The organism is Nitrobacter vulgaris, assembly GCF_002028545.1.
Lineage (GTDB): Bacteria > Pseudomonadota > Alphaproteobacteria > Rhizobiales > Xanthobacteraceae > Nitrobacter > Nitrobacter vulgaris.
In genome coordinates this window covers 20,187-41,528 of the sequence record NZ_MWPQ01000037.1, presented here as the reverse complement: position 1 = coordinate 41,528, position 21,342 = coordinate 20,187, and the positions used below count along the sequence as shown (strand labels likewise).

Sequence of the window (21,342 nt, the reverse complement as noted above, 5' to 3'; positions counted from 1 at the left end):
TTAGCCAAAAGTAATCGCGACTCATGAGGGGCCTCCTGTCGGAGACCGTGAATCACAAACTCAGCGCAGAAGGAATCATTTTATGGGTCCAGACCCTAGTTCGCGAAGGTGTTGAATGAACCACCGGTGCGTGCAGATACCGGTTCGCGTGAAGAAAACGCGTCAGATTAAGATCTGAGAGCTTCGCCTCTGAATTTTCCATCAGAAGCGGAAAGGCTCCAAGGCAGCATGATCGCATTCATGCGTCAGACACAGGCGACGCATATTTTGTCTTGAAAGCATCCGCATTCAAAAAAAGGGGCACGCCAACCGGCGCACCCCCGTTGATACTTGCCGAGCGACGATCAGTATGGGCAGATCGTGCGGCCCCAGCGCGGGCTGAAGTAGCACCCGCCATAGCCCATACCAGCGCCGTAGCCTAAGCCGTAGCCCAAGCCGCCGTAGCCCCAGCCGCGACCGCGACCCCAGCCGCCGCCACGACCCCAGCCACCGCCGCGACCCCAGCCGCCGCCGCGACCACGGCCGCCGCCGCGACCCCAGCCGCCGCCACGGCCGCCGCCGCCGCGACCACCACCGCGCGCTTCCGCCGAAGTAGTCGATCCGGCGACCAGAACCGAGGACACGCCAGCAACGCTGATAAAATACACGCCAACCATCGCCGCTGCCGCCAGGACGCGAGTGATGATGCTACGTTGCGCGCTCGAACTTTTTTGAATCATCAAGTGAATCTCCAACTCTGTTTGGCACCGTCGTGAAGCAGACCTTGTATTCGGAACAATTATTGTCGCGAATCTAAGGCAATCAGTTTGCCTTGGTTTGGTGCATGATAAAATAACATTTCCAACGAACTTGAGCGTTGCCGCTAATCGAGACCAGGGTCGGCTTCCGCTCAGTCAAGGGTCGGCAGCTAACGTGTTAAGGTTCACGCAACGATGGCGAAAAAGACGCGATACTCACCATATAACAATCAATGGTTGTATATAACAACTTTTAGTTGCGTGCATTTTAAATCCAAGTTTTCTGGTCGAGCCGTCGTGAACTTCCTGTGCCGCAGAAGCGACGCAAAAGGGCAGGCATAAACGTGGCTCCCTTGATGGCGTCATGTTAGCCGCATCACCAGGTTGGGCTTCGCGAATACGAGGCGGCGCCCGAATCCTCCCTCGAGATTGCTCCGCAGAGGCTCATGTCAAAAAAGCACACCTATGTTCTCGGTCTCAACACCTATGATCACGACGTGAGCGCCTGCCTGCTTCGAGACGGCGCCGTTGCTTTCGCTATCGCCAAGGAACGGATCACGCGCGAAAAGCACGCCAGCGGATTCTTCAAGGAGGTCATTGACTACTGTCTCGGAGCCGAAGGCATCGCCATCGGCGACATCGATCTGGTGGTTCGCAATTGCTACATCCTTCCCGTTCCGGAAATGGAGGAGCGGCTGATCTATCAGGACATGCCGGGATTCCTTCCCCCCGAGGAGCGGCTGGACGCGCACGACCATCCGTATTTCCGCTCGCGTTCTGACAAGGTGGTGTCAATCTCACACCATCTGGCGCACGCCTATAGCGCCTTTGCGGCCTGCCCGTTCGATGAGGGCGCAATCATGATCGTCGACGGCGTCGGCAGCTATCGATCGGACGTGACCGAGCCCTATCCGGAAAGTGACACCGCATCGCCGCTCGCGCGCGAGTCGGAGAGCTACTACCAGTTCAGCGGCAAGTCGCTCGAATGCCTGAAGAAGGTTTGGATGGAGCCGGACCGCGGCTTTTTCAGCGACGAATTCTACAACATGCCAGGGCTCGGCGCGCTCTACAGCCGCGCTTCCACTTATGTATTCGGCGACTGGAATAAATGCGGCGAGCTGATGGGGCTCGCACCGTACGGACGCCGCGAGCAGATCAAGTCGCTGATGGACATCACCGACAATCGTCTCACGGTCCCGCGCTGGTCGGCCGAATTTAACCAGCCCTACATCGCTGAAGGTGGCGGAAAATGGGACAGCAGCCCCTCCATGCGGCATTGGGAGGATATGGCATGGCGGGTTCAGGACGACACAGAAAAGGTGCTGCTTGCCCGCGCCAATTGGCTTCGGGAAACCACGGGCGCGAAAAACCTCTGCATCGCCGGCGGCGTGGCGCTGAACTGCGTGGCCAATGGACGCGTCGCGCGGGAGGCCGGATTCGAAAACGTCTGGATTCAGCCAGCGGCGGGTGACGACGGCATCGCCATCGGCTGCGCTCTCTACGGTTGGCTCGAAGTGCAGAAGCAGCAGCGCGGCTTCGTGATGGAGCACGCCTATGTCGGTCGCGGTTATTCGGACGCCGAGGTCGAGGCCGCAACCCAGCGCTCGATCGTCAAGGTCCAGACGGCGGCGGTGAAAAGCTTAAATGTCTACGCCGAAACCGCGAAGCTTCTGGCGGATCAGAAGGTCATCGGCTGGTTTCAGGGGCGTTCCGAGTTCGGCCCGCGCGCGCTCGGCAATCGCAGCCTGATCGCCGATCCGCGCAAGGCCGATATGAAGGATATCCTCAACAGCCGGGTCAAGCACCGCCAGCCGTTCCGCCCTTTCGCGCCCATCGTGTTGGCCGAGCGCATGACCGATGTCTTCGAGGGCGACGAGGATTCACCGTTCATGCTGATCGCCAAGGCGGTTCGGCCGGAATGGCGCGACCGGATTCCGGCGGTGGTTCACGTCGACGGCACGGCGAGAGTGCAGACCGTACGCGAGAGCACGAACCCCGCACTCTATCGGCTGCTGAAGGAATTCGAGGAGCTGACCGGCGTTCCCGTGCTGATCAATACGTCATTCAACGTCAAGGGCGAACCGATCGTAGAGACGCCGCGCGATGCCATGCGCTGCTTCCTGACCACGGGCATCGATCATCTGGTGTTACATGACACGGTGGTTTCCAAGACAGGCTTGCACCGGATCATGGGACCGCTCGTCGGCGTCTACACCGACGTGGGCACCGTCGTCATGTCGAACCTCAGGCGAGCCTAAGGGGCCGCGGCGCCATTGCGCCGCGAAAACACCAGATTGTCAGGCCGCGACATAACGATTATATCCGATGGTGTCCGCCGGCTTTTCTGCCGGATCGGCCCGCTAGCAGCAGGTTATAGTGATCCATGACGGCACGTATCTTTAAGCCCGCCAAGAATGCGATGCAGTCGGGCGCTGCCAGAACGAAGGAATGGCAACTGGACTACGAGCCCGAGCAGGCAAGGGTGATCGAACCTCTGATGGGTTGGACCAGTTCCGGCGACATGAAGCAGCAAATCACGCTTCGCTTCGAGACCAAGGAGGATGCGATCGCCTATTGCGAGCGCAAAGGCATCCCCTATCAAGTGATAGAACCAAAGGTGAAGCCGGAGCGAAAAGCCGCCTACGCGGACAATTTTGCGTTTCGTCGCATCGAACCCTGGACCCATTAAGCGGGAGGATGGACCGAACCAAGGTTGACCTTACCCGGAAGGGCCGGGCACCCTGGCCGGATTAAGGCGCGCGTTTCACGCCTGCCAAGCATTCTGGACTGTCATGGCGCTCCGTTCCGGTGTCGATCCAACGTCGTCAGATTTCGCGCTCAACGTCGAGGCGATGAAAATTCTGGTCAACGAGTTGCGCGACAAGCTCGCGAGCGTCGCGGGCGGAGGCGGCGAGACCGCGCGCGCCCGCCACACCTCACGCGGCAAAATGTTGGCCCGCGATCGTGTCGACCTGCTGCTCGATCCCGGCACCGCGTTTCTCGAGCTGTCGCCGCTGGCGGCGAACGGCATGTACGGCGGCGACGTGCATTCTGCGAGCATTATCACCGGCGTCGGGCGCGTCTCGGGCCGCGAGTGCGTGATCGTCGCCAACGATGCGACCATCAAGGGTGGCACCTACTATCCGATGACCGTGAAGAAGCATCTGCGGGCGCAAGAGATCGCGCGGCAGAACAATCTGCCCTGCATCTACATGGTGGATTCCGGCGGCGCTTTCCTGCCGCAGCAGGACGAAATTTTTCCGGACGAGCGTCACTTCGGCCGCATCTTCTACAACCAGGCCAACATGTCGGCGACAGGCATTCCGCAGATCGCGATCGTGATGGGATCATGCACCGCGGGCGGCGCCTATGTGCCTGCGATGTCGGATGAGAGCATCATCGTCCGCAATCAGGGCACGATCTTTCTAGGCGGTCCGCCGCTTGTGAAAGCAGCCACGGGCGAGGTCGTTACCGCTGAAGAGCTGGGCGGTGCCGATGTGCATTCGCGCCAATCCGGCGTCACCGATCACTATGCGCAAAACGATGCCCATGCGATCGGGATTGCGCGCCGTATCGTTTCCACCCTGAAGCCACCGCAACACGCTGCGCTTAACATGCATGAACCGCGCGAGCCGCTGTTCGCACGGGAGGAAATCTACGGCGTGGTGCCGGCGGACGGTCGAAAGCCGTTCGATGTGCGCGACATCATCGCCCGCATCGTTGACGGTTCGGAGTTTGATGAATTTAAGAAGCTGTACGGCCAGACGCTGGTGTGCGGCTTCGCCCATATCTGGGGATATCCGGTCGGCATCGTCGCCAACAACGGCATCCTGTTCAGCGAAAGCTCGCTGAAGGGAACACATTTCATCGAGCTGTGCTGCCAGCGCGGCATTCCGCTGGTATTCCTGCAAAACATTACGGGCTTCATGGTCGGTAAGAAATACGAAGCGGGCGGCATCGCGCGCGACGGGGCCAAGCTTGTCACGGCGGTTGCGACCGCGGGCGTGCCGAAGTTCACGGTGGTGATCGGCGGCTCCTACGGCGCCGGCAATTACGGCATGTGCGGCCGCGCTTTCTCGCCCCGATTTTTGTGGATGTGGCCGAACGCGCGCATCTCGGTGATGGGCGGCGAACAGGCTGCGATGGTTCTCAGTACGCTGCGCCGGGAGAATATCGAAGCCAAAGGCGGCACCTGGTCTGCGGAGGAGGAGCGCGAATTCCAGGCACCGATCCGCGCGCAATACGAGAACCAGGGCAATCCTTATTACGCCACCGCGCGGCTATGGGACGACGGGGTGATCGATCCTGCCGACACGCGCCTCGTGCTGGGACTTGGATTGTCGGCGGCCGCGAACGCGCCGATCGAACCAACGACGTTTGGGCTGTTCAGGATGTGATCATGGCGAAGCGTCCGCATTATCGCCGTTTCAGCACGCTCCTGATCGCCAATCGCGGTGAGATTGCGTGCCGCGTAATCCGTTCCGCCCGAGCCATGGGTCTGCGCACCGTTGCCGTCTATTCGGAGGCGGATCGCGACGCGATGCATGTTGGCATGGCCGACGATGCCGTGTTGCTTGGACCCGCACCCGCCCGCGACAGCTATCTCGACATCGAGAAGGTGATCGACGCGGCCCGCAAGTCCGGCGCGGAAGGCGTCCATCCGGGCTACGGGTTTTTGTCGGAGAATGCCGGTTTCGCGCAAGCCTGCGCCGATGCCGGCCTCGTGTTCGTCGGACCGACAGCGGCGATGATGACCGCAATGGGGACGAAGTCGGACGCCAAGGCGCTGATGCAAAAGGCAGGCGTGCCGCTGGTGCCAGGCTATCACGGCGACGCGCAGGACGAAGCCACGCTGCAGGGCGCTGCGGACCGGATCGGCTATCCGGTTCTGGTGAAGGCGTCCGCTGGCGGCGGTGGCCGCGGTATGCGGATCGTGCGTTCGGCTGCGGAACTGACCCCGGCTATCGTCAGCGCCAGGCGGGAGGCCAAGGCGGCATTCGGTGACGACCGGATGCTAATCGAGAAATACGTTGAGAGCCCTCGGCATATCGAGGTGCAGGTGATCGGCGACAGCCATGGCAATCTGGTGTCTTTGTTCGAGCGTGAATGCACCTTACAGCGCAGGCACCAGAAGGTGATCGAGGAAGCGCCGTCGCCGACACTCGACGCCGCGCAGCGCGACAAGGTATGCGAAGCCGCGCGCAAGGCCGCCTCCGCGGTGAGTTATGTCGGCGCGGGCACCGTCGAGTTCGTATCTGACGGCAAGGACGTGTTCTTCATCGAAATGAACACCCGCCTACAAGTTGAGCATCCCGTGACCGAACTCATCACCGGAATCGACCTCGTGGAATGGCAACTTCGGGTCGCGTTCGGCGAAAAACTGCCGCTGACGCAGGACCAGATCAGACTGAATGGCCACGCCATCGAAGCGCGAGTCTACGCCGAGAACCCAAATAAGAGCTTCATGCCATCTGTCGGCCGCATCAAGACGTGGCATACGCCCCCGGAGGTGGATGGCCTGCGCATCGATGCCGGCTACCGTGAAGGCGATGCGGTTTCGCCGAATTACGATGCCATGCTCGCCAAAATAGTCGCATGGGCACCAACCCGCGAAGCCGCGATCTGCCGGCTCAACCGCGGCATCGAAGAAACCGATGTCCGCGGCGTCGTCACCAACATTCCGTTTCTATCCGCGCTGGTCACGCATGCGGACGTACGCGCCAACGCGGTCGACACGGGGGTTATCGAGCGTCATCTTCAAGACCTGACCCAGCCTTCAGCGGCACCGGGCGAGACCGAACTCGCGGCATCCGTCGCCGCTGTCCTACTGGCGGAAAGCAAGATGTCTCCAACGGACCAGGCATCGCCCTGGCGAACGGCGGGCTGGATGGTGGTCGGCCGACGTCGGCGGCGGTTCGTATTCCGTCAGGGTCAGGCCGAGCACGCGGTCACGTTCGTCTATGGCAATGGCCCGTACGAAATCCGGCTAGGAAAAAAGAATCTTGCATTCGCGTTTGCTGCGGACGACCGAGAAGGCATGATCCTCACGCTCGATGGAATACGAAGCCATGTTGTCTTCGTCGTCGACGGACGCGAACTCTACTTGCGGACACGCAATGGGCGGTTCGAGTTGCACTGGGTCGATCCCTTTGGCGAAGACGATGAGGAGCAGACCGGCGAAGATCGCATCGTCGCACCGCTTCCGGGCACAGTGGTCGCGTTGCTCGCGGAAGAGGGGGCGCTGTTGGAGAAGGGTGCACCCATCCTCACCCTCGAAGTCATGAAGATGGAGCAGACCTTGCGCGCGCCCTACGCCGGTAAGTTGAAGGAGCTTAAATGCAAGGTCGGCGATATCGTGCAGGAAGGCGCCGAACTCGCCGACATTGAGCCCGCGGCTTAGTCTGTCTCACGACCCGGAATTTCCATCCCCGTGACTTTTCCGTCAGGGTCTATTCTCAGGTAGAGACCAGACACGTCATCAGGCCGATTCGTCTCCGGCAGTTTGCCGCCGGCCGGTATACGGCAATGGTCCGGGACCAACGTCCGCTAAATTGCTGGCTACTTCTTCCGTCCCTTTCTGGCGGCATAGCGGGCATCGCGCGCCGCCTTGCGCTCGGCCTCAAGCGCCGCGGCGGCGGCGGCGGCTTCTTCTTTCTCCCGGGCGAGTTGCGCGGCGGCGACCGCAGCGGCCTCTGCCTCACGGGCTTTTTGCGCGGCCTTCTCGACTTCGCGGGCTTGCCGCGCCTTCTCGCGTGCAGCCGCCTGGGCCTCGCGCTCGGCCTGTCTTTGCTTTACGGCGGGATCGTCGGGACCGGGCTTGGCGCGAAACTTGTCGAGAATATTTTTCCGGGCCTCCAGCGCCGCCTTTTGGCGGTCCGCGAAGCCGGGTTCCTTGAATCCACTCATCTATCGAAAGCCTGTTCGTTCATCGCAATAGCAGGGTGTGCGGGGGTTTATAGCAGCTTCGCCATCGCATGCGTTGTGAAAAACGCCTGCGCGCTTTGTTATCCATTATTGTCGCTCATTTTCACGAAAATCGCGCGATTTTCAGTGCGCGCAATCCCCGACGCGGGTTGTTTTGCCGCATTACCAGCCCTCCGGCGGCCTGCCGAGCGCGCTTGCCGTGAATGATGCACGCCGATATAAGCGCCGCAATTCCCACGACCGCTGAATCAAGGACGATATCATGGCGATTGAACGCACCTTTTCGATTCTCAAGCCGGACGCGACCGCGCGAAACCTGACCGGCGCGATCAACGCCCTGATAGAAAAGGCTGGACTGCGAGTTGTGGCCCAAAAGCGCATCCGCATGACCCGTGAGCAGGCCGAGACGTTTTACGCCGTGCACAAGACGCGTCCCTTCTTCGGAGAACTCGTCGACTTCATGATTTCCGGGCCAGTGGTCGTGCAAGTGCTCGAGGGCGACAATGCGGTCCTCAGGCATCGCGAGATCATGGGTGCAACCGACCCGTCCAAGGCGGCCGATGGCACCATCCGCAAGCTCCATGCGAAATCGGTCGGTGAAAACTCCGTTCATGGATCGGACGCCGCCGAGACAGCCGCGATCGAGATTGCCCAGTTCTTCTCCGGCAACGAGATAGTCGGCTAGGCCAGATCTGGCGGCGCTCGATCGAAGGGAAGCTGACGTTGGATTCGCTTCTGCACGTCTTCGATCTAACGACGATCGCATCGGCCTTCGAGCAGTTTCGAAACGATGTAGATGATCCGGCATTCTGGCTCGCCGTCGGCAAGATCATTTGGATCGATGTTGTCCTGTCCGGCGACAACGCGCTGGTGATCGCGCTTGCCTGTCGCGGGCTGCCTCCCCAACTGCGTTTTTGGGGAGTGGTGCTTGGCGCCGGCGCTGCGGTCGGCCTTCGCATCATCTTCGCCGGGATCATCACGACCTTGATGGGGTTGCCCTACCTCAAGTTGGCAGGAGGGCTCGCGCTGCTGGTGATTGCCGCCAAATTGCTGGTGCCGGAGAAAGAGAGCGAAGAGGGAATCCCGGCGACCAGCCATCTCTGGGCTGCCGTTCGGGTGGTGGTGGTCGCCGACTTCGTCATGAGTCTCGACAATGTGATTGCGATCGCGGCGGCGGCGAATGGCAGCGTGCCGCTGCTGATCATCGGGCTGGCAGTCAGCGTGCCTCTGATCGTGACGGGCGCCGCGCTGATCATGATGCTTCTGACGCATTTGCCCTTTCTGGTCTGGGCCGGATCGGCGTTGCTGGGCTGGATCGCGGGCGAGGTCATCGCAACCGATCCGGCGGTTGCGCCACAGCTGCATCAATTCTTCGACACGGGCGCGGGTACCTTTCTGGATACAGTCTTGGGGTGGTTCGGCATCGCACCGCAATTTGCCTCCGGCGGACCCGGAGGCGAGGTATTGTGTGGCGTACTAGGAGTTATGATCGTACTGATCGCCGGGGCGATCTGGCGCAATCGCACGTGGGCCGCCGATAAGCGCTTCTAAAGCGTGGATAGATTTGGTGGCGACACGTGGGCCGGTCTCCGGCGTAGTTGGGCGCGATCCCGCGGTCGGCTCGGCAATGTGCTCCCCGGTCGCGAGAGGCGTGTTGGACTCGTTTGATCCGACAGAACTTGGTCAGATCACCAACGGCGAGATCAGGCTATCGTCCAGACTGGCCTTTGCCGACGTATTACAGATGTCGCCATCCAGTCGCGTGCCACCACCCGCGACCAGCCGCAGCGCATCCGGGTAGATACGATGCTCGATCTCCAGCACGCGTGCGGCCAGTATCTCAGCTGTATCGTCGTCGCGGACGGTCACCGCGCCCTGCATGATGATGGGGCCGGCATCTGTTTCCGCAACAACGAAATGAACCGTGGCGCCAGAGATCTTCACGCCTGCGCGCAGGGCCTGACCGTGGGGGTCGAGTCCTCGGAATGATGGAAGCAGCGAGGGATGGATGTTGAGCATTCGCCCATGCCAACGTTGGACGAACTCAGCAGTGAACAGCCGCATGAAACCGCCGAGGCAGATGAATTCGATGCGCTTGTCGTCCAGAGCGGATTGCAGTTTGGCCTCGAACGCCACGCGATCCTTGCCAAATGGCTTGCTTTCAATGACGAGGGTCTCGATGCCGACTGCTCCAGCTCTGGCGAGGCCCGCCGCGTCGGCCTTATTGGAAATGACGACCGCGATCTCAGCCGGAAAGTTCGCGGCTTTCGCGGCTTCCACCAGCGCCATCATATTCGATCCGCGTCCGGAAATCAGGATGGCGACACGGCGTTTCATGCTCTCATTCCCTGCGGGGGCGTTCTACATCGCGAGATCGAGGTGGCCCTCGTAAATGACACGGCCTTCATCGCCCGCGACGATCACGTCACCGAGCAACGAAACGCGTTCACCGGCCTGCGCCAACACGTCCACGACTTGCTGAACCGCATCACGGCGCACGATCGCGATCATTCCGATACCGCAATTGAAGGTTCGAAGCATTTCGCGTTCGGCTATGCTGCCCTGATGCGCCAGCCATTTGAACACCGGAAGTACCGTCAACCTGGCGAGATCGATCCGCACACCGAGTCCTTCGGGCAGTACGCGAGGAATATTGTCGGTGAAGCCGCCTCCGGTGATGTGGGCAAGCCCTTTCACCGCGCCGGTTTCGCGGATCGCGCGCAGGCAGGATTTGACGTAAAGCCGGGTAGGGGTTAGCAGCGCGCCTCCCAAGGTCGTAACCGGGGCAAAAGGCGCTGGAGCGGCGAGGGCGGTTCCCGAAACTTCGACAATCTTGCGGACCAGCGAATAGCCATTGGAATGCACGCCGGACGACGCAAGTCCGATCACCGCATCTCCGGCAGCGATATCGCGGCCTGGCAACAGGGCGCCGCGTTCCGCCGCGCCGACTGCGAAGCCGGCAAGATCATAGTCACCCTCCTTGTAGAGGCCCGGCATTTCAGCCGTTTCGCCGCCGATCAGAGCGCAACCCGCCTCCCGGCACCCTTCCGCGATCCCGGCCACGATCGCCGCGGCCGTTTCGGGATCAAGCTTGCCGCAGGCAAAATAATCAAGGAAGAACAACGGCTCCGCACCTTGCACGACGAGATCGTTGACGGACATGGCGACGAGATCGATGCCGATGGTGTCGTGAATACCGGTTTCGATTGCGATCTTGACCTTGGTTCCAACCCCGTCGTTGGCCGCGACCAAAATCGGGTCCGTAAATCCCGCGGCCTTGAGATCAAACAGCCCGCCGAACCCACCGATCTCAGCATCCGCGCCGGCGCGAGCGGTCGCGCGAACCATCGGCTTGATGAGGTCAACCAGCCGGTTGCCGGCGTCGATATCGACACCTGCCCCGGCATAGGTAAGGCCATCGTTCTTGTCGGTCATGCAGCAGCGCTCGAAGACATTTTCCGGCTGGTTACGTCGGATTGCGGACTTGCGCAATGGCTCGCACGGGCTGTCCGCATATACTATGTAGACAAGGGCCGATCCCTGCGGCAAAGCCTTGTCTCCCGAAGGTTTTGTGCGGAAACCATCCGGAGCCTGGGAAACGTCGCGTGAGTATTCCAAATATCATTACGCTCGGCCGCATTCTGCTCGTGCCAGTCATTATCTGGGCTATCGCCTCCAATCAGATGGAAATCGCGTTTGCCATCTTTGTGGTTGCCGGCGTCAGCGATGCGGTGGACGGGTTTTTAGCCAAGCGCTTCAATATGGCAAGTGAACTGGGCGCGCTTCTGGATCCACTGGCCGACAAGGCGCTGCTGGTCTCGATCTTCGTGACGCTCGGCATCCTGGGGGCCGTTCCCATTTGGCTCGTTATCCTGGTGGTCTCGCGCGACATCATGATCGTCGGGGCCGTGATCGTGTCGTGGCTGTTCAACAAGCCGGTGCCCATGAAGCCGCTGCTGGTTTCGAAGCTCAATACGGGGGCACAGGTCGGGTTCGCGGCGTTGGTGCTGGCGGCGCTGGGATTCGGATTTGATTCCTCGCCCTATGATACCCTTCTGATGGTCGCCATTGCGGTCTTGACCCTGGTTTCCGTCTCTTTCTATCTCGTTGAGTGGGTGCGTCACATGAGCACCATCGATCCGAAATGAGATGGCACGGTGCGCGCAAGTTGGTGCTGGTGGTCCGGTGTAGAGTTTGTAGTGGAGTAGATGCGTGGCAGACCGCTCCCCCTCCCGTCAGCTCGCATTCGCGCTGCCGCACGCTGAAAGCTTTTCGCGGGACGACTTTCTGGAAGGTCACGCGAACGCGGCGGCGCTATCGCTGATTGAGAGCTGGCCGGAGTGGCCGAACAGGATCATGTTGCTGGCCGGGCCCGAAGGTTGCGGCAAAAGCCATCTCGCGACGATCTGGGCGGAGCAGGCGGGCGCGCGCTCCATAAGCGCGCGAAGCCTGACTGCGGCGACAGTACCAGCTGCTTTGGCGACAGGGGCGCTCGTCGTAGAGGACATTAATCCGCAAGCCTTCGACGAGCTTGCAATGTTTCACCTGATAAATCTCGCCCGTGAAGAGGCCGCGTTCGTGCTGATCACGGCGCGAGTCACTCCGGCCGCGATGGAGATCAGGTTGCGTGATCTCCGTTCGCGACTCCGCGCGGTGCCGGTCGTGACGTTGATGCCGCCTGACGATCAGCTATTCCGGGCGCTGATCGTGAAGTTCTCCGCGGACCGCCAAATGAACATCGACGAAGCGGTCGTCAATTATATCGCAACCCGGACCGAACGATCATTTGCTGCCGCTCGCCTCGCCGTCGAACAACTCGATACCGAATCGTTACGGCTTGGCAGACCTGTGACTCGCGCGCTCGCCGCCGAACTGCTGCGTAATCAGGACTGAAGCCATACGGCTCCGCATCCCTCCGGCTCACCCTTGACGTCACGACCTTCCGTAACATCAAATGTCATGGAAAGGTCATTGAGCTGGCCCATGGTTTGCAGCTGCGCCGCCGTGCCCGCACGACCAACGAGATACGGAACCGTCATATCAATGGATTCAGCTCAAACTATTGCTACCGAAGAAAAAAGGCGGGAGCCGCAACTGGACTCCGCAATCCGCACCAGCCCGGAACGGTTCATCAATCGGGAGCTGTCCTGGCTGCATTTCAATCGTCGCGTACTTGAAGAATCCGTCAATCCCGGCCACCCCGCGCTCGAACGCGTCCGCTTTCTGTCGATTTCCGCCAATAACCTTGACGAGTTCTTCATGGTTCGCGTTGCCGGTATCAAGGCGCAGGTCCGGGAAGGGATTACCGAGCGCAGCCCGGACGGGCTGCCGCCGTCGGAGCAACTTGTTCTCATCAACGAGACGGTCTCAAGGCTCGCGAGCGATCAACAGGCGATCTGGCGAGATCTCCGTAATGTGCTGACCGAAGTCGGGATCGTCCTGATCGATGGCAAGGACGTCACCAAAGCCGAGCGAAGCTGGATTGCGGATCACTTCCTGCACAATATTTTCCCCTTGCTGACGCCGCTCGCTATCGATCCGGCCCACCCCTTTCCATTCATTCCAAGTCTCGGCTTCACCATCGCGCTACAGCTCGCGCGCACCTCTGACGGTAAGCCGATGAATGCGTTGATCCGTATGCCGGGCAAGATCGACCGGTTTCTGAGGCTACCGCCGGCCAGCAAGGACGACCCCGTCAGATTGATCACGCTTGAAGGCGCCACCAGCCTGTTCATCAACCGACTGTTTCCAGGTTACACCGTCAAGGGACAGGGCGCGTTTCGCATCATCCGGGATTCCGAACTGGAGATCGAGGAGGAGGCGGAGGATCTGGTTCGCCTGTTCGAGACCGCATTGAAACGCCGCCGCCGCGGCTCCGTCATCCGGCTCGAGATCGAAGCCGCAATGCCGGCTGAGCTACGGGCATTCGTTCAGCGAGCGTTATCGGCGGCCGACGACGAAGTATTGTTGGTGGATGGCGTCCTGGCCATGAACGAGCTGTCGCAACTCACACGGCTCGATCGGTCAGACCTTGAATTCGTGCCGTACGTCCCGCGCCACCCGGAACGGGTGCGCGATCACGGCGGCGACGTGTTCGCTGCAATCCGGCAGAAAGACCTGATTGTTCATCATCCTTATGAATCGTTTGACGTCGTCGTGCAGTTCTTGCAGCAGGCTGCGCGCGACCCTGACGTGGTCGCGATCAAGCAGACGCTCTACCGCACCTCCAACAACTCGCCGATCGTGCGGGCGCTGGTGGAGGCCGCGGAGGCTGGTAAGTCGGTTACGGCGCTCATTGAACTCAAAGCGCGTTTTGACGAAGAGGCCAACATCCGATGGGCGCGCGATCTCGAGCGCGCCGGCGCCCAAGTGGTTTACGGCTTCCTTGAGCTGAAGACGCACGCCAAGCTGTCGCTGGTTGTACGCCGGGAAGGCGGTAGTCTCGCGACTTACGTCCACACCGGCACTGGAAACTATCACCCCGTGACCGCGCGCATTTACACCGACCTGTCTTATTTTACATCGGATCCGATTATCGGCCGTGATGCGGCGCGCGTATTCAATTACATCACGGGCTACGCCGAGCCGAGCGATATCGAAAAAATGGCCGTATCGCCTCTGACATTGCGAAACCGGATTCTCGATCATATTCGAGGCGAAACCACGTTTGCCCGTAACGGCAAACCGGCCGCGATCTGGATGAAGATGAACGCGCTGGTCGATCCCGATATCATCGACGCCCTGTATGAAGCATCCCTGGCCGGCGTTTCTGTCGAGTTGATCGTGCGCGGCATATGCTGCCTTCGACCCGGAGTTCCCGGATTGTCGGAAAACATTCGCGTCAAATCAATCATCGGCAGGTTTCTTGAACACGGACGAATTTACTGTTTTGGAATGGGGCAACCGATGCCCGGCCCAAAGGCTGCTGTGTATATCTCGTCTGCGGACATGATGCCGCGCAACCTCGACCGCCGCGTCGAAGTACTATGCCCCTTACAAAATGCGACGGTGCATCAGCAGGTTCTCGAGCAGATCATGGTCGCGAACCTGAAGGATACTGAACAGAGTTGGCAGTTGTTGCCGGATGGATCATCAACGCGTATGAAGGCCGCGAAGGGCGAGGAGCCCTTCAACCTGCATAACTATTTCATGACGAATCCGAGTCTGTCCGGCCGTGGAAAGTCGCTCAAGGAATCTTCGCCGCGCCGCCTCACGCGTCGCGCAGAGCGGCAGTCACCCGCATAGGAGGCCTGTGCGAGAATATCCGCGCCCAAGCAAGCCTGGCTCCAGCGTCGCTGTTATCGATATCGGCTCCAATTCCGTACGTCTCGTCGTCTATGAAGCGTTGCAGCGGAGCCTCGTTTCGATTTTCAACGAGAAAGCATCGTGCGGGCTCGGGCGCGAGGTGCAATCCACCGGGTTGCTCGCGCAGGATCCGATCAACAAGGCGCTGACCTCGCTGCGGCGTTTTCACGCCCTGTGCAGGGTCATGAAGGTCGGTCGCGTCTACGCCATCGCAACCGCCGCTTGCCGCGATGCCACAAATGGTCCTGATTTCATAGCCAAGGCTGAACGCATCTGCCGTGTGCCGATTGAAATCCTGTCGGGATCGCGGGAGGCTTATTTCGCAGCGCTAGGCGTGGTTTCCAGCGTCCACAAACCGAACGGGATCGTGGGGGATCTCGGTGGCGGTTCGTTGGAATTGACCGACGTGCGCGGTCATCGCATCGGTCGTGGAATAACGCTCCCGCTGGGCAGTCTCGCATTGCAGGATGCGTCGAAGAAATCGTTGAAGCGCGCAGACCGAATCGTAAAAGCCGCGCTTGCCGGCGCGGTGCCGCTAAAGACCGGACAGGGCCGTACCTTTTACGCGATCGGCGGGACGTGGCGAGCGTTAGCTCGCATTCACATCATCCAGAGCGGTTATCCACTTCGCGTCATGCACGGCTATTCCATTCCCGCAGCAGACGCGCTCGATTTCGTCCGGCGGCTGCGTCGTCTAGCGGCTTCCCAGACGCTGGCAGATATCGAGGCCGTTGCCGAGGCGCGCCAGCCGCTGCTGACTTATGCCGCTCTCGTCCTGGAACATATCATCCGGATTGCGAAGCCAAAAACCATCGTGTTCTCGACCTATGGTGTCCGCGAAGGTCTGCTTTATTCGATGCTGCCGGCCGCTGACCGCTCGCGGGATGGATTAATCTGCGCCGCGCAGTCGCTGAACGGCTTGCTCTCACGTTCCGCACGCCATGCCGAGGAACTGATCCAATGGACTGATCGACTGTTCCAGATTGCGAAACTTCATGAGACCGAAGACGATCGCCGGCTGCGTCACGCCGCTTGCCTGCTTTCCGATATCGGCTGGCGCATACATCCGGACTACCGCAGCGAGCAGACGCTCGATTCGATCATGCACGGCAATTTTGGCAGCATCGACCATCAAGGACGAGCGTTCGTCGCGCTGTCAGTATATTATCGCTATGCCGGGTTAAATGAGGTGAACGAACCATCCCCGGTGATATGCGAATTGGTAACTCCGCCTATGGATGAGAGAGCGCGCATTCTGGGCGCAGCCTTTCGGGTCGCACATATGATTTCGGCGGCTCGGCCAGGTGTGTTGTCCGCCACCCATTTTAAAAGCAGCGGCCGCAAGCTGACGCTTGTGTTCGAGCACCGGCTGATCGATCTGGTCGCGGATCGTGTGGGCGGCCGGTTCAAACAGCTGGCGCGCCTTGTTGGCCGCTCGGGCTCGATCGTCCTCCGCTAGCCCGTTCGTGGGGACACCGTCTGCGGCGTTTTCTCTGCGCGCATCGGCCATCCGCCTCGTAATACTATCGTGCTGGAACACTCATAAGGAGATGTCGCTGTGGGTGATGGCAATTCAGCCAGTCTAGCCGGAGTTCTCTCAGTCATCATTCTTGTCGTGGCGAATGGTTTTTTCGTCGCATCCGAATTTTCGCTGGTGGCCATGCGTCGCAGCCGCGTCGCGCAACTGGTTGCTGCAGGACGTGTAAACGCCCGTGCGTTACAGAAGGCGGTCGAACACCTGGATTATAATCTCGCAGCATGCCAGCTCGGGATTACGCTGTCATCATTGGCCCTCGGTTGGATCGGGGAGCCCGCGTTGGCGCACCTGATCGAGCCGCTGTTGATACTGCCATTCGGCACCGGAGCCGAAATCGGCGCTCACGCCATCGCTATTATCGTCGCCTTCGCGATCATTACGATTTTGCATATCGTGCTTGGCGAGCTCGCTCCCAAAAGCCTGGCCTTGCAGCGAACCGAGACCACTGCGTTGATTATCGTGCGTCCGCTCTCCCTGTTCGGGTTTTTGTTGAAGCCGGCAATCGTGTCATTGAACGGGCTCGGCAACGGTGTCTTGCGCTTGTTCGGCCTCAGCGCAGCCAGCGAAAAGGAATCGCTTCATTCGCCTGACGAGATCAGACTTCTCGTTGCAGAGACTGAGCGAGCTGGCTTGCTTGCTCGAACCCAGCGGGAAGTCGTCGAGCGGGTCATCAGTCTCACGAGTCGCGATGTGAGCGACATCATGACGCCGCGGACGAGTGTGGTTTGGGCGGACGCAAATGACAACCGGGACGAAATTCTCAATGTGGTCCGTGACTGCCCGTATGAGCACGTCGTGATCGGGCAGGGGAGCATCGACGAGATCGTCGGCGTGCTGCGAAAACAGGACTTGCTCGATCAGGCGCTTGAAGGCGCTGAAGTTGATCCGCTCGTGGTTCTGCAACAACCACTAGTATTCGCGGAGTTCACGCCGATCCTGCAGGCTATCGAGCGTTTCAAGGCGCAACCCGTTCGCGTTGGCATTGTCGTTGATGAGTACGGCACATTGCAGGGAATTATTACTCGTACCGATCTTCTGGAGTCCATTGCGGGAGAATTGCCGGACGCCGGCGAGGAGGCGGACATACAGGAAGGCGACAACGGCCAGCTTATCATCAATGGAAAAATGCCGATTGACGAAGCGATGATGCACTTGAACATCGCTCGCAAGCCCGATGGAGACTTTCATACCGTGGCAGGCTGCGCGATTGAGCTGCTAGGTCGAATACCAGCTATCGGTGACGAGTTTACCTGGGAGGGATGGTTGTTCCGGATCATGGAAATGGACGGTCCGCGGATCAGCAAACTGGTAGCCCGGAGGTCGGTCCCGTGATGTGCGTTCTGAACTTGTTGTGCGAAACTCGAGGTACGCTCTAAGTTCGCTCCACAAGCAACACCCGGCCCTTTTCGATCGCCAGAGCCAGCCTGCCGTGCTTTAGCGCGAGGGCGGTCTCGCCGAACAGTTCGCGCCGCCAGCCGTGCAGCGCACCGACATCGGCCTCGTCATCGGCTGCGATCCGTTCCAGGTCGTCCACGGTCGCGATCACCTTGCTCGCAACGGCATGGCGCTCGGACGTCATGCGCAGGAGAACCTTGAGAAGCTCCACCGTAGCAGCGCCGTTCGAATTGTTGCGCGGTTTCTCGATCTTCGGCAGCGCGTGCGGGTCTCGTGCGAGCCCGCGCTGGACGGCCGCGACGATATCGACGCCCCACTGGGATTTTTCAAAACCTTTTGGCAGCGAGCGCAGCGTCGCCAGCCGCTCCGGGTTGGCGGGAGCGTGGGTCGCGATATCACCGACGGCGTCGTCTTTCAGCACCCGCGACCGCGGAATGTTCCGACTCTGGGCTTCCTGTTCGCGCCATGCTGCCACTTCCATCAAAATGGCGAGGTCCTTCGGCTTGCGAACGCGGGTCTTCAATCGCTCCCATGCACGTTCGGGGTGGAAGTCATAGGTTTTTGGCGAAGTCAAAACCTCCATCTCCTCGCTGACCCAATCACTGCGGCCACGCTTCTTGAGATCGGCATCGAGAGCGGCAAAGACGTCGCGGAGATGGGTGACGTCCGCTACAGCGTATTCGAGTTGTTCCGCCGTCAGGGGCCGGCGCGACCAGTCGGTGAATCGATGGGTCTTGTCCGGACGATGCCCCGTGACGCGTTCGACCAGCGCGTCATAGGCGATGGAATCGCCGTATCCGAGCACCATGGCAGCTACCTGTGTGTCGAAGACGGGATGGGGAATGATGCCGGCCTGGTGCCAGATAATTTCGATGTCTTGTCGTGCGGCGTGGAAGACCTTCAGGACGCTTTCGTTCGACATCAACGTGAAAAAAGGCTTCAGGTCGATTCCCGTTGCTAGAGTGTCGATCGCAACGGCCTCGTCGGAGCTCGCCAGCTGAATAACGCAGAGCAGGGGATAATAGGTGGTCTCGCGGAGGAATTCCGTATCGACGGTGATAACCGGGTACTTGGCGAAGCGAGCGCAGACGGAGGTCAGTTCCGCAGTGGTCGTAATCAGGTCCATGAACGCTCCATAGCCCGTCTCTTTGCCCTTGTCGCCCCGCTTTCCGCGCGCACTGCGTTTGGTTTTGCAGACTTCTGCGGTCAAAAAATGCTTTTAGTAGAGTGAATTTGACATTCGCAAGCCACTTGAACGTGCGCCCTGACGCGAACGTCAAACTCAAAAACTCCCCTAACATCTTATGTTTGCTAACGGTCTTTCGATTCTAACGTTCGCAAGAAGCCGCGTCCAAAAAAGGGGGGCGAATGTTAGAATCGGACCACTAGCCGCTCTTTCAGGTTCCGCCATCCGGTTGCCGCGCTCCTTCCGCTCGGGTAAACCCCTGACGCTCAACCGTTCGGCCCGGTCCGGCCTCCGATTCCGCCTCTGAAGCATTCCTGCAGGATTTCCATGCATCGCTATCGGTCCCATACCTGCGGCGCGCTCCGCGACAGCCACATCGACCAGACGGTCCGCCTGTCCGGCTGGTGCCATCGCATTCGCGACCACGGCGGGGTGCTGTTCATCGACCTGCGCGATCATTACGGGCTGACCCAGTGCGTAGCCGATCCGGACTCGCCGGCTTTCGCCGACGCTGAAAAGCTACGCTCCGAATGGGTGGTCCGGATCGACGGCAAGGCGCGCCGCCGTCCGGCAGGCACCGAAAATCCGGAACTGCCGACCGGTAGCGTTGAAATCTATATTACGGAAATCGAGGTGCTCGGCCCTGCCGCCGAATTGCCGCTGCCGGTATTCGGCGAGCAGGAATACCCCGAAGACATAAGGCTTAAGTACCGTTTTCTCGACCTTCGTCGCGAGAAGCTGCATCAGAACATCATGACCCGCGGCGCCATCGTCGATTCGATGCGCAGGCGCATGAAGGAACAGGGTTTCTTCGAGTTCCAGACCCCGATCCTGACGGCCTCCTCGCCGGAAGGCGCACGCGACTTCCTGGTGCCGAGCCGCATTCATCCTGGCAAGTTCTACGCGCTGCCGCAGGCGCCGCAGCAGTATAAGCAGCTTTTGATGATGTCCGGCTTCGACCGCTACTTTCAGATCGCGCCGTGCTTCCGAGACGAAGACCCGCGCGCCGACCGCCTGCCGGGCGAGTTCTACCAGCTCGATCTTGAAATGAGCTTCATCGAGCAAGACGATGTTTTTGCTGCGGTTGAGCCGGTTGTCACCGGCGTGTTCGAGGAGTTCGCCAAGGGCAAGCCGGTCACAAAGAACTGGCCGCGGATTCCGTTTGCTGAAAGCCTACGCAAGTACGGCACCGACAAGCCCGACCTGCGCAATCCGCTGGAAATGCAGGACGTATCCGAGCATTTCCGCGGCTCGGGCTTCAAGGTGTTCGCTCGGATGCTGGAGGATTCGAAGAACCAGGTCTGGGCGCTTCCGGGGCCGGGCGGCGGCAGCCGGGCGTTCTGCGACCGCATGAATTCGTGGGCGCAGGGCGAGGGTCAGCCGGGCCTCGGCTACATCATGTGGCGCGAGGACGGCGAGGGCGCAGGCCCGCTCGCCAACAATATCGGGCCTGAGCGCACCGGGACCATTCGCGCGGCACTTAAATTGAAAGCCGGCGATGCGGCCTTCTTCGTTGCTGGCGATCCGGCAAAATTCTGGAAGTTCGCAGGGCTCGCGCGCACCAAACTCGGCGAGGAACTGAACCTGATCGACAAGGACAGGTTCGAGCTGGCCTGGATCGTCGACTTCCCGATGTATGAGTACAACGAAGAAGATAAAAAGGTCGACTTCTCGCACAATCCATTCTCGATGCCGCAGGGCGGGCTCGACGCGCTCAACACCCAGGACCCGCTGACGATCAAGGCGTTCCAGTACGACATCGCCTGCAACGGCTACGAGATCGCCTCCGGCGGCATTCGTAATCACAGGCCGGAAGCGATGGTGAAGGCGTTCGAGATCGCCGGTTATGGTGAGACCGAGGTCGTCGAGCGCTTCGGCGGCATGTACCGCGCGTTTCAATACGGCGCACCGCCGCATGGCGGCATGGCGGCCGGCGTCGACCGCATCGTCATGCTGCTCTGCGGCACCACCAACCTGCGCGAAATCTCCCTGTTTCCGATGAACCAGCAGGCCGAGGATCTGCTGATGAGCGCGCCATCAGACGTCGCTCCGAAGCAGTTGCGCGAGCTTCATATCCGGCTCAATCTGCCAAAAGACTAGCGGTTCGATTCTAGCTTCGGCATCTCTTTTCCGCAGGCATCTCTGCGAGAGTAGCATCGAGCAATCGCAGGCAAATTGCTGACGAAGCTTGGATTTTGACATTCGTGTTTGGGACTGGCAGCCGGTAGCGCGCTATTGTCAGATCCGCTCCGCCAACC

17 protein-coding genes are annotated in these 21,342 nt (G+C 60.2%); 12 read left to right on the top strand and 5 right to left on the bottom strand.

The features are described 5' to 3' along the window. Nucleotides 1-344: 344 nt before the first annotated feature. Nucleotides 345-719, bottom strand: a complete 375-nt coding sequence (locus B2M20_RS08450) for a hypothetical protein (RefSeq protein WP_079446608.1) — start codon at nt 717-719, stop codon at nt 345-347. Between the two features lie 464 nt (nt 720-1,183). Between B2M20_RS08450 and B2M20_RS08445 the strand changes: the two genes are divergently transcribed. The 4 genes from B2M20_RS08445 (at nt 1,184) to B2M20_RS08430 (ending at nt 7,137) form a co-directional block, all read left to right on the top strand. Next, on the top strand, nt 1,184-2,995 hold the full coding sequence (locus B2M20_RS08445) for a carbamoyltransferase family protein (RefSeq protein ID WP_079446607.1): 1,812 nt from the start codon (nt 1,184-1,186) through the stop codon (nt 2,993-2,995). 125 nt (nt 2,996-3,120) lie between these two features. Continuing rightward, the gene (locus B2M20_RS08440) at nt 3,121-3,426 is read left to right on the top strand and encodes an ETC complex I subunit (RefSeq protein WP_079446606.1); all 306 of its coding nucleotides are present in this window, start codon (nt 3,121-3,123) and stop codon (nt 3,424-3,426) included. Nucleotides 3,427-3,529: 103 nt separating this feature from the next. Then, nucleotides 3,530-5,134, top strand: coding sequence for a carboxyl transferase domain-containing protein (locus B2M20_RS08435; protein WP_079446605.1), 1,605 nt, complete (start codon nt 3,530-3,532; stop codon nt 5,132-5,134). A 2-nt stretch (nt 5,135-5,136) separates the two neighbouring features. Beyond that, nucleotides 5,137-7,137, top strand: a complete 2,001-nt coding sequence (locus tag B2M20_RS08430) for an acetyl/propionyl/methylcrotonyl-CoA carboxylase subunit alpha (protein ID WP_079446604.1) — start codon at nt 5,137-5,139, stop codon at nt 7,135-7,137. 158 nt (nt 7,138-7,295) lie between these two features. On the opposite strand, the gene B2M20_RS08425 is transcribed toward B2M20_RS08430, so the two are convergent. Continuing rightward, nucleotides 7,296-7,643: a DUF6481 family protein gene (locus B2M20_RS08425; RefSeq protein WP_079446603.1), complete on the bottom strand. Its 348-nt coding sequence runs from the start codon at nt 7,641-7,643 to the stop codon at nt 7,296-7,298. Between the two features lie 280 nt (nt 7,644-7,923). On the opposite strand from B2M20_RS08425, the gene ndk reads away from it, so the two are divergent. Together ndk and B2M20_RS08415 are read left to right on the top strand one after the other, a co-directional pair. Continuing rightward, entirely contained in the window at nt 7,924-8,346 is a 423-nt protein-coding gene (gene ndk / locus B2M20_RS08420; protein ID WP_079446602.1) for a nucleoside-diphosphate kinase, read from the top strand. 38 nt (nt 8,347-8,384) lie between these two features. Next, on the top strand, nt 8,385-9,212 hold the full coding sequence (locus B2M20_RS08415) for a YjbE family putative metal transport protein (RefSeq protein WP_079446601.1): 828 nt from the start codon (nt 8,385-8,387) through the stop codon (nt 9,210-9,212). Between the two features lie 132 nt (nt 9,213-9,344). On the opposite strand, the gene purN is transcribed toward B2M20_RS08415, so the two are convergent. Together purN and purM are read right to left on the bottom strand one after the other, a co-directional pair. Then, complete coding sequence (gene purN / locus B2M20_RS08410) at nt 9,345-9,998, bottom strand: phosphoribosylglycinamide formyltransferase (RefSeq protein WP_079446600.1); 654 nt, start codon at nt 9,996-9,998, stop codon at nt 9,345-9,347. A gap of 24 nt (nt 9,999-10,022) precedes the next feature. Continuing rightward, nucleotides 10,023-11,096 carry a phosphoribosylformylglycinamidine cyclo-ligase gene (purM, locus tag B2M20_RS08405; RefSeq protein WP_079446616.1) on the bottom strand — a complete coding sequence of 358 codons (1,074 nt, stop codon included), beginning with the start codon at nt 11,094-11,096 and terminating at the stop codon, nt 10,023-10,025. A gap of 170 nt (nt 11,097-11,266) precedes the next feature. Here purM and B2M20_RS08400 point away from each other — a divergent pair, with 170 nt between their 5' ends. The 5 genes from B2M20_RS08400 (at nt 11,267) to B2M20_RS08380 (ending at nt 17,835) form a co-directional block, all read left to right on the top strand. Continuing rightward, nucleotides 11,267-11,809, top strand: a complete 543-nt coding sequence (locus tag B2M20_RS08400; RefSeq protein WP_079446599.1) for a CDP-alcohol phosphatidyltransferase family protein — start codon at nt 11,267-11,269, stop codon at nt 11,807-11,809. A 64-nt stretch (nt 11,810-11,873) separates the two neighbouring features. Next, nucleotides 11,874-12,554, top strand: coding sequence for a P-loop NTPase family protein (locus B2M20_RS08395; protein ID WP_079446598.1), 681 nt, complete (start codon nt 11,874-11,876; stop codon nt 12,552-12,554). Between the two features lie 150 nt (nt 12,555-12,704). Continuing rightward, a complete protein-coding gene (locus tag B2M20_RS08390; protein WP_079446597.1) occupies nt 12,705-14,906 on the top strand; it encodes an RNA degradosome polyphosphate kinase in 2,202 nt (733 codons plus the stop codon). Between the two features lie 7 nt (nt 14,907-14,913). Then, a complete protein-coding gene (gene ppx, locus B2M20_RS08385; protein ID WP_079446596.1) occupies nt 14,914-16,425 on the top strand; it encodes an exopolyphosphatase in 1,512 nt (503 codons plus the stop codon). Between the two features lie 99 nt (nt 16,426-16,524). Next, nucleotides 16,525-17,835, top strand: coding sequence for a hemolysin family protein (locus tag B2M20_RS08380; RefSeq protein ID WP_079446595.1), 1,311 nt, complete (start codon nt 16,525-16,527; stop codon nt 17,833-17,835). Nucleotides 17,836-17,875: 40 nt separating this feature from the next. On the opposite strand, the gene rnd is transcribed toward B2M20_RS08380, so the two are convergent. After that, on the bottom strand, nt 17,876-19,024 hold the full coding sequence (gene rnd / locus B2M20_RS08375; RefSeq protein WP_079446615.1) for a ribonuclease D: 1,149 nt from the start codon (nt 19,022-19,024) through the stop codon (nt 17,876-17,878). A gap of 387 nt (nt 19,025-19,411) precedes the next feature. On the opposite strand from rnd, the gene aspS reads away from it, so the two are divergent. Next, nucleotides 19,412-21,184, top strand: a complete 1,773-nt coding sequence (aspS, locus tag B2M20_RS08370) for an aspartate--tRNA ligase (protein ID WP_079446594.1) — start codon at nt 19,412-19,414, stop codon at nt 21,182-21,184. Nucleotides 21,185-21,342 lie beyond the last annotated feature (158 nt).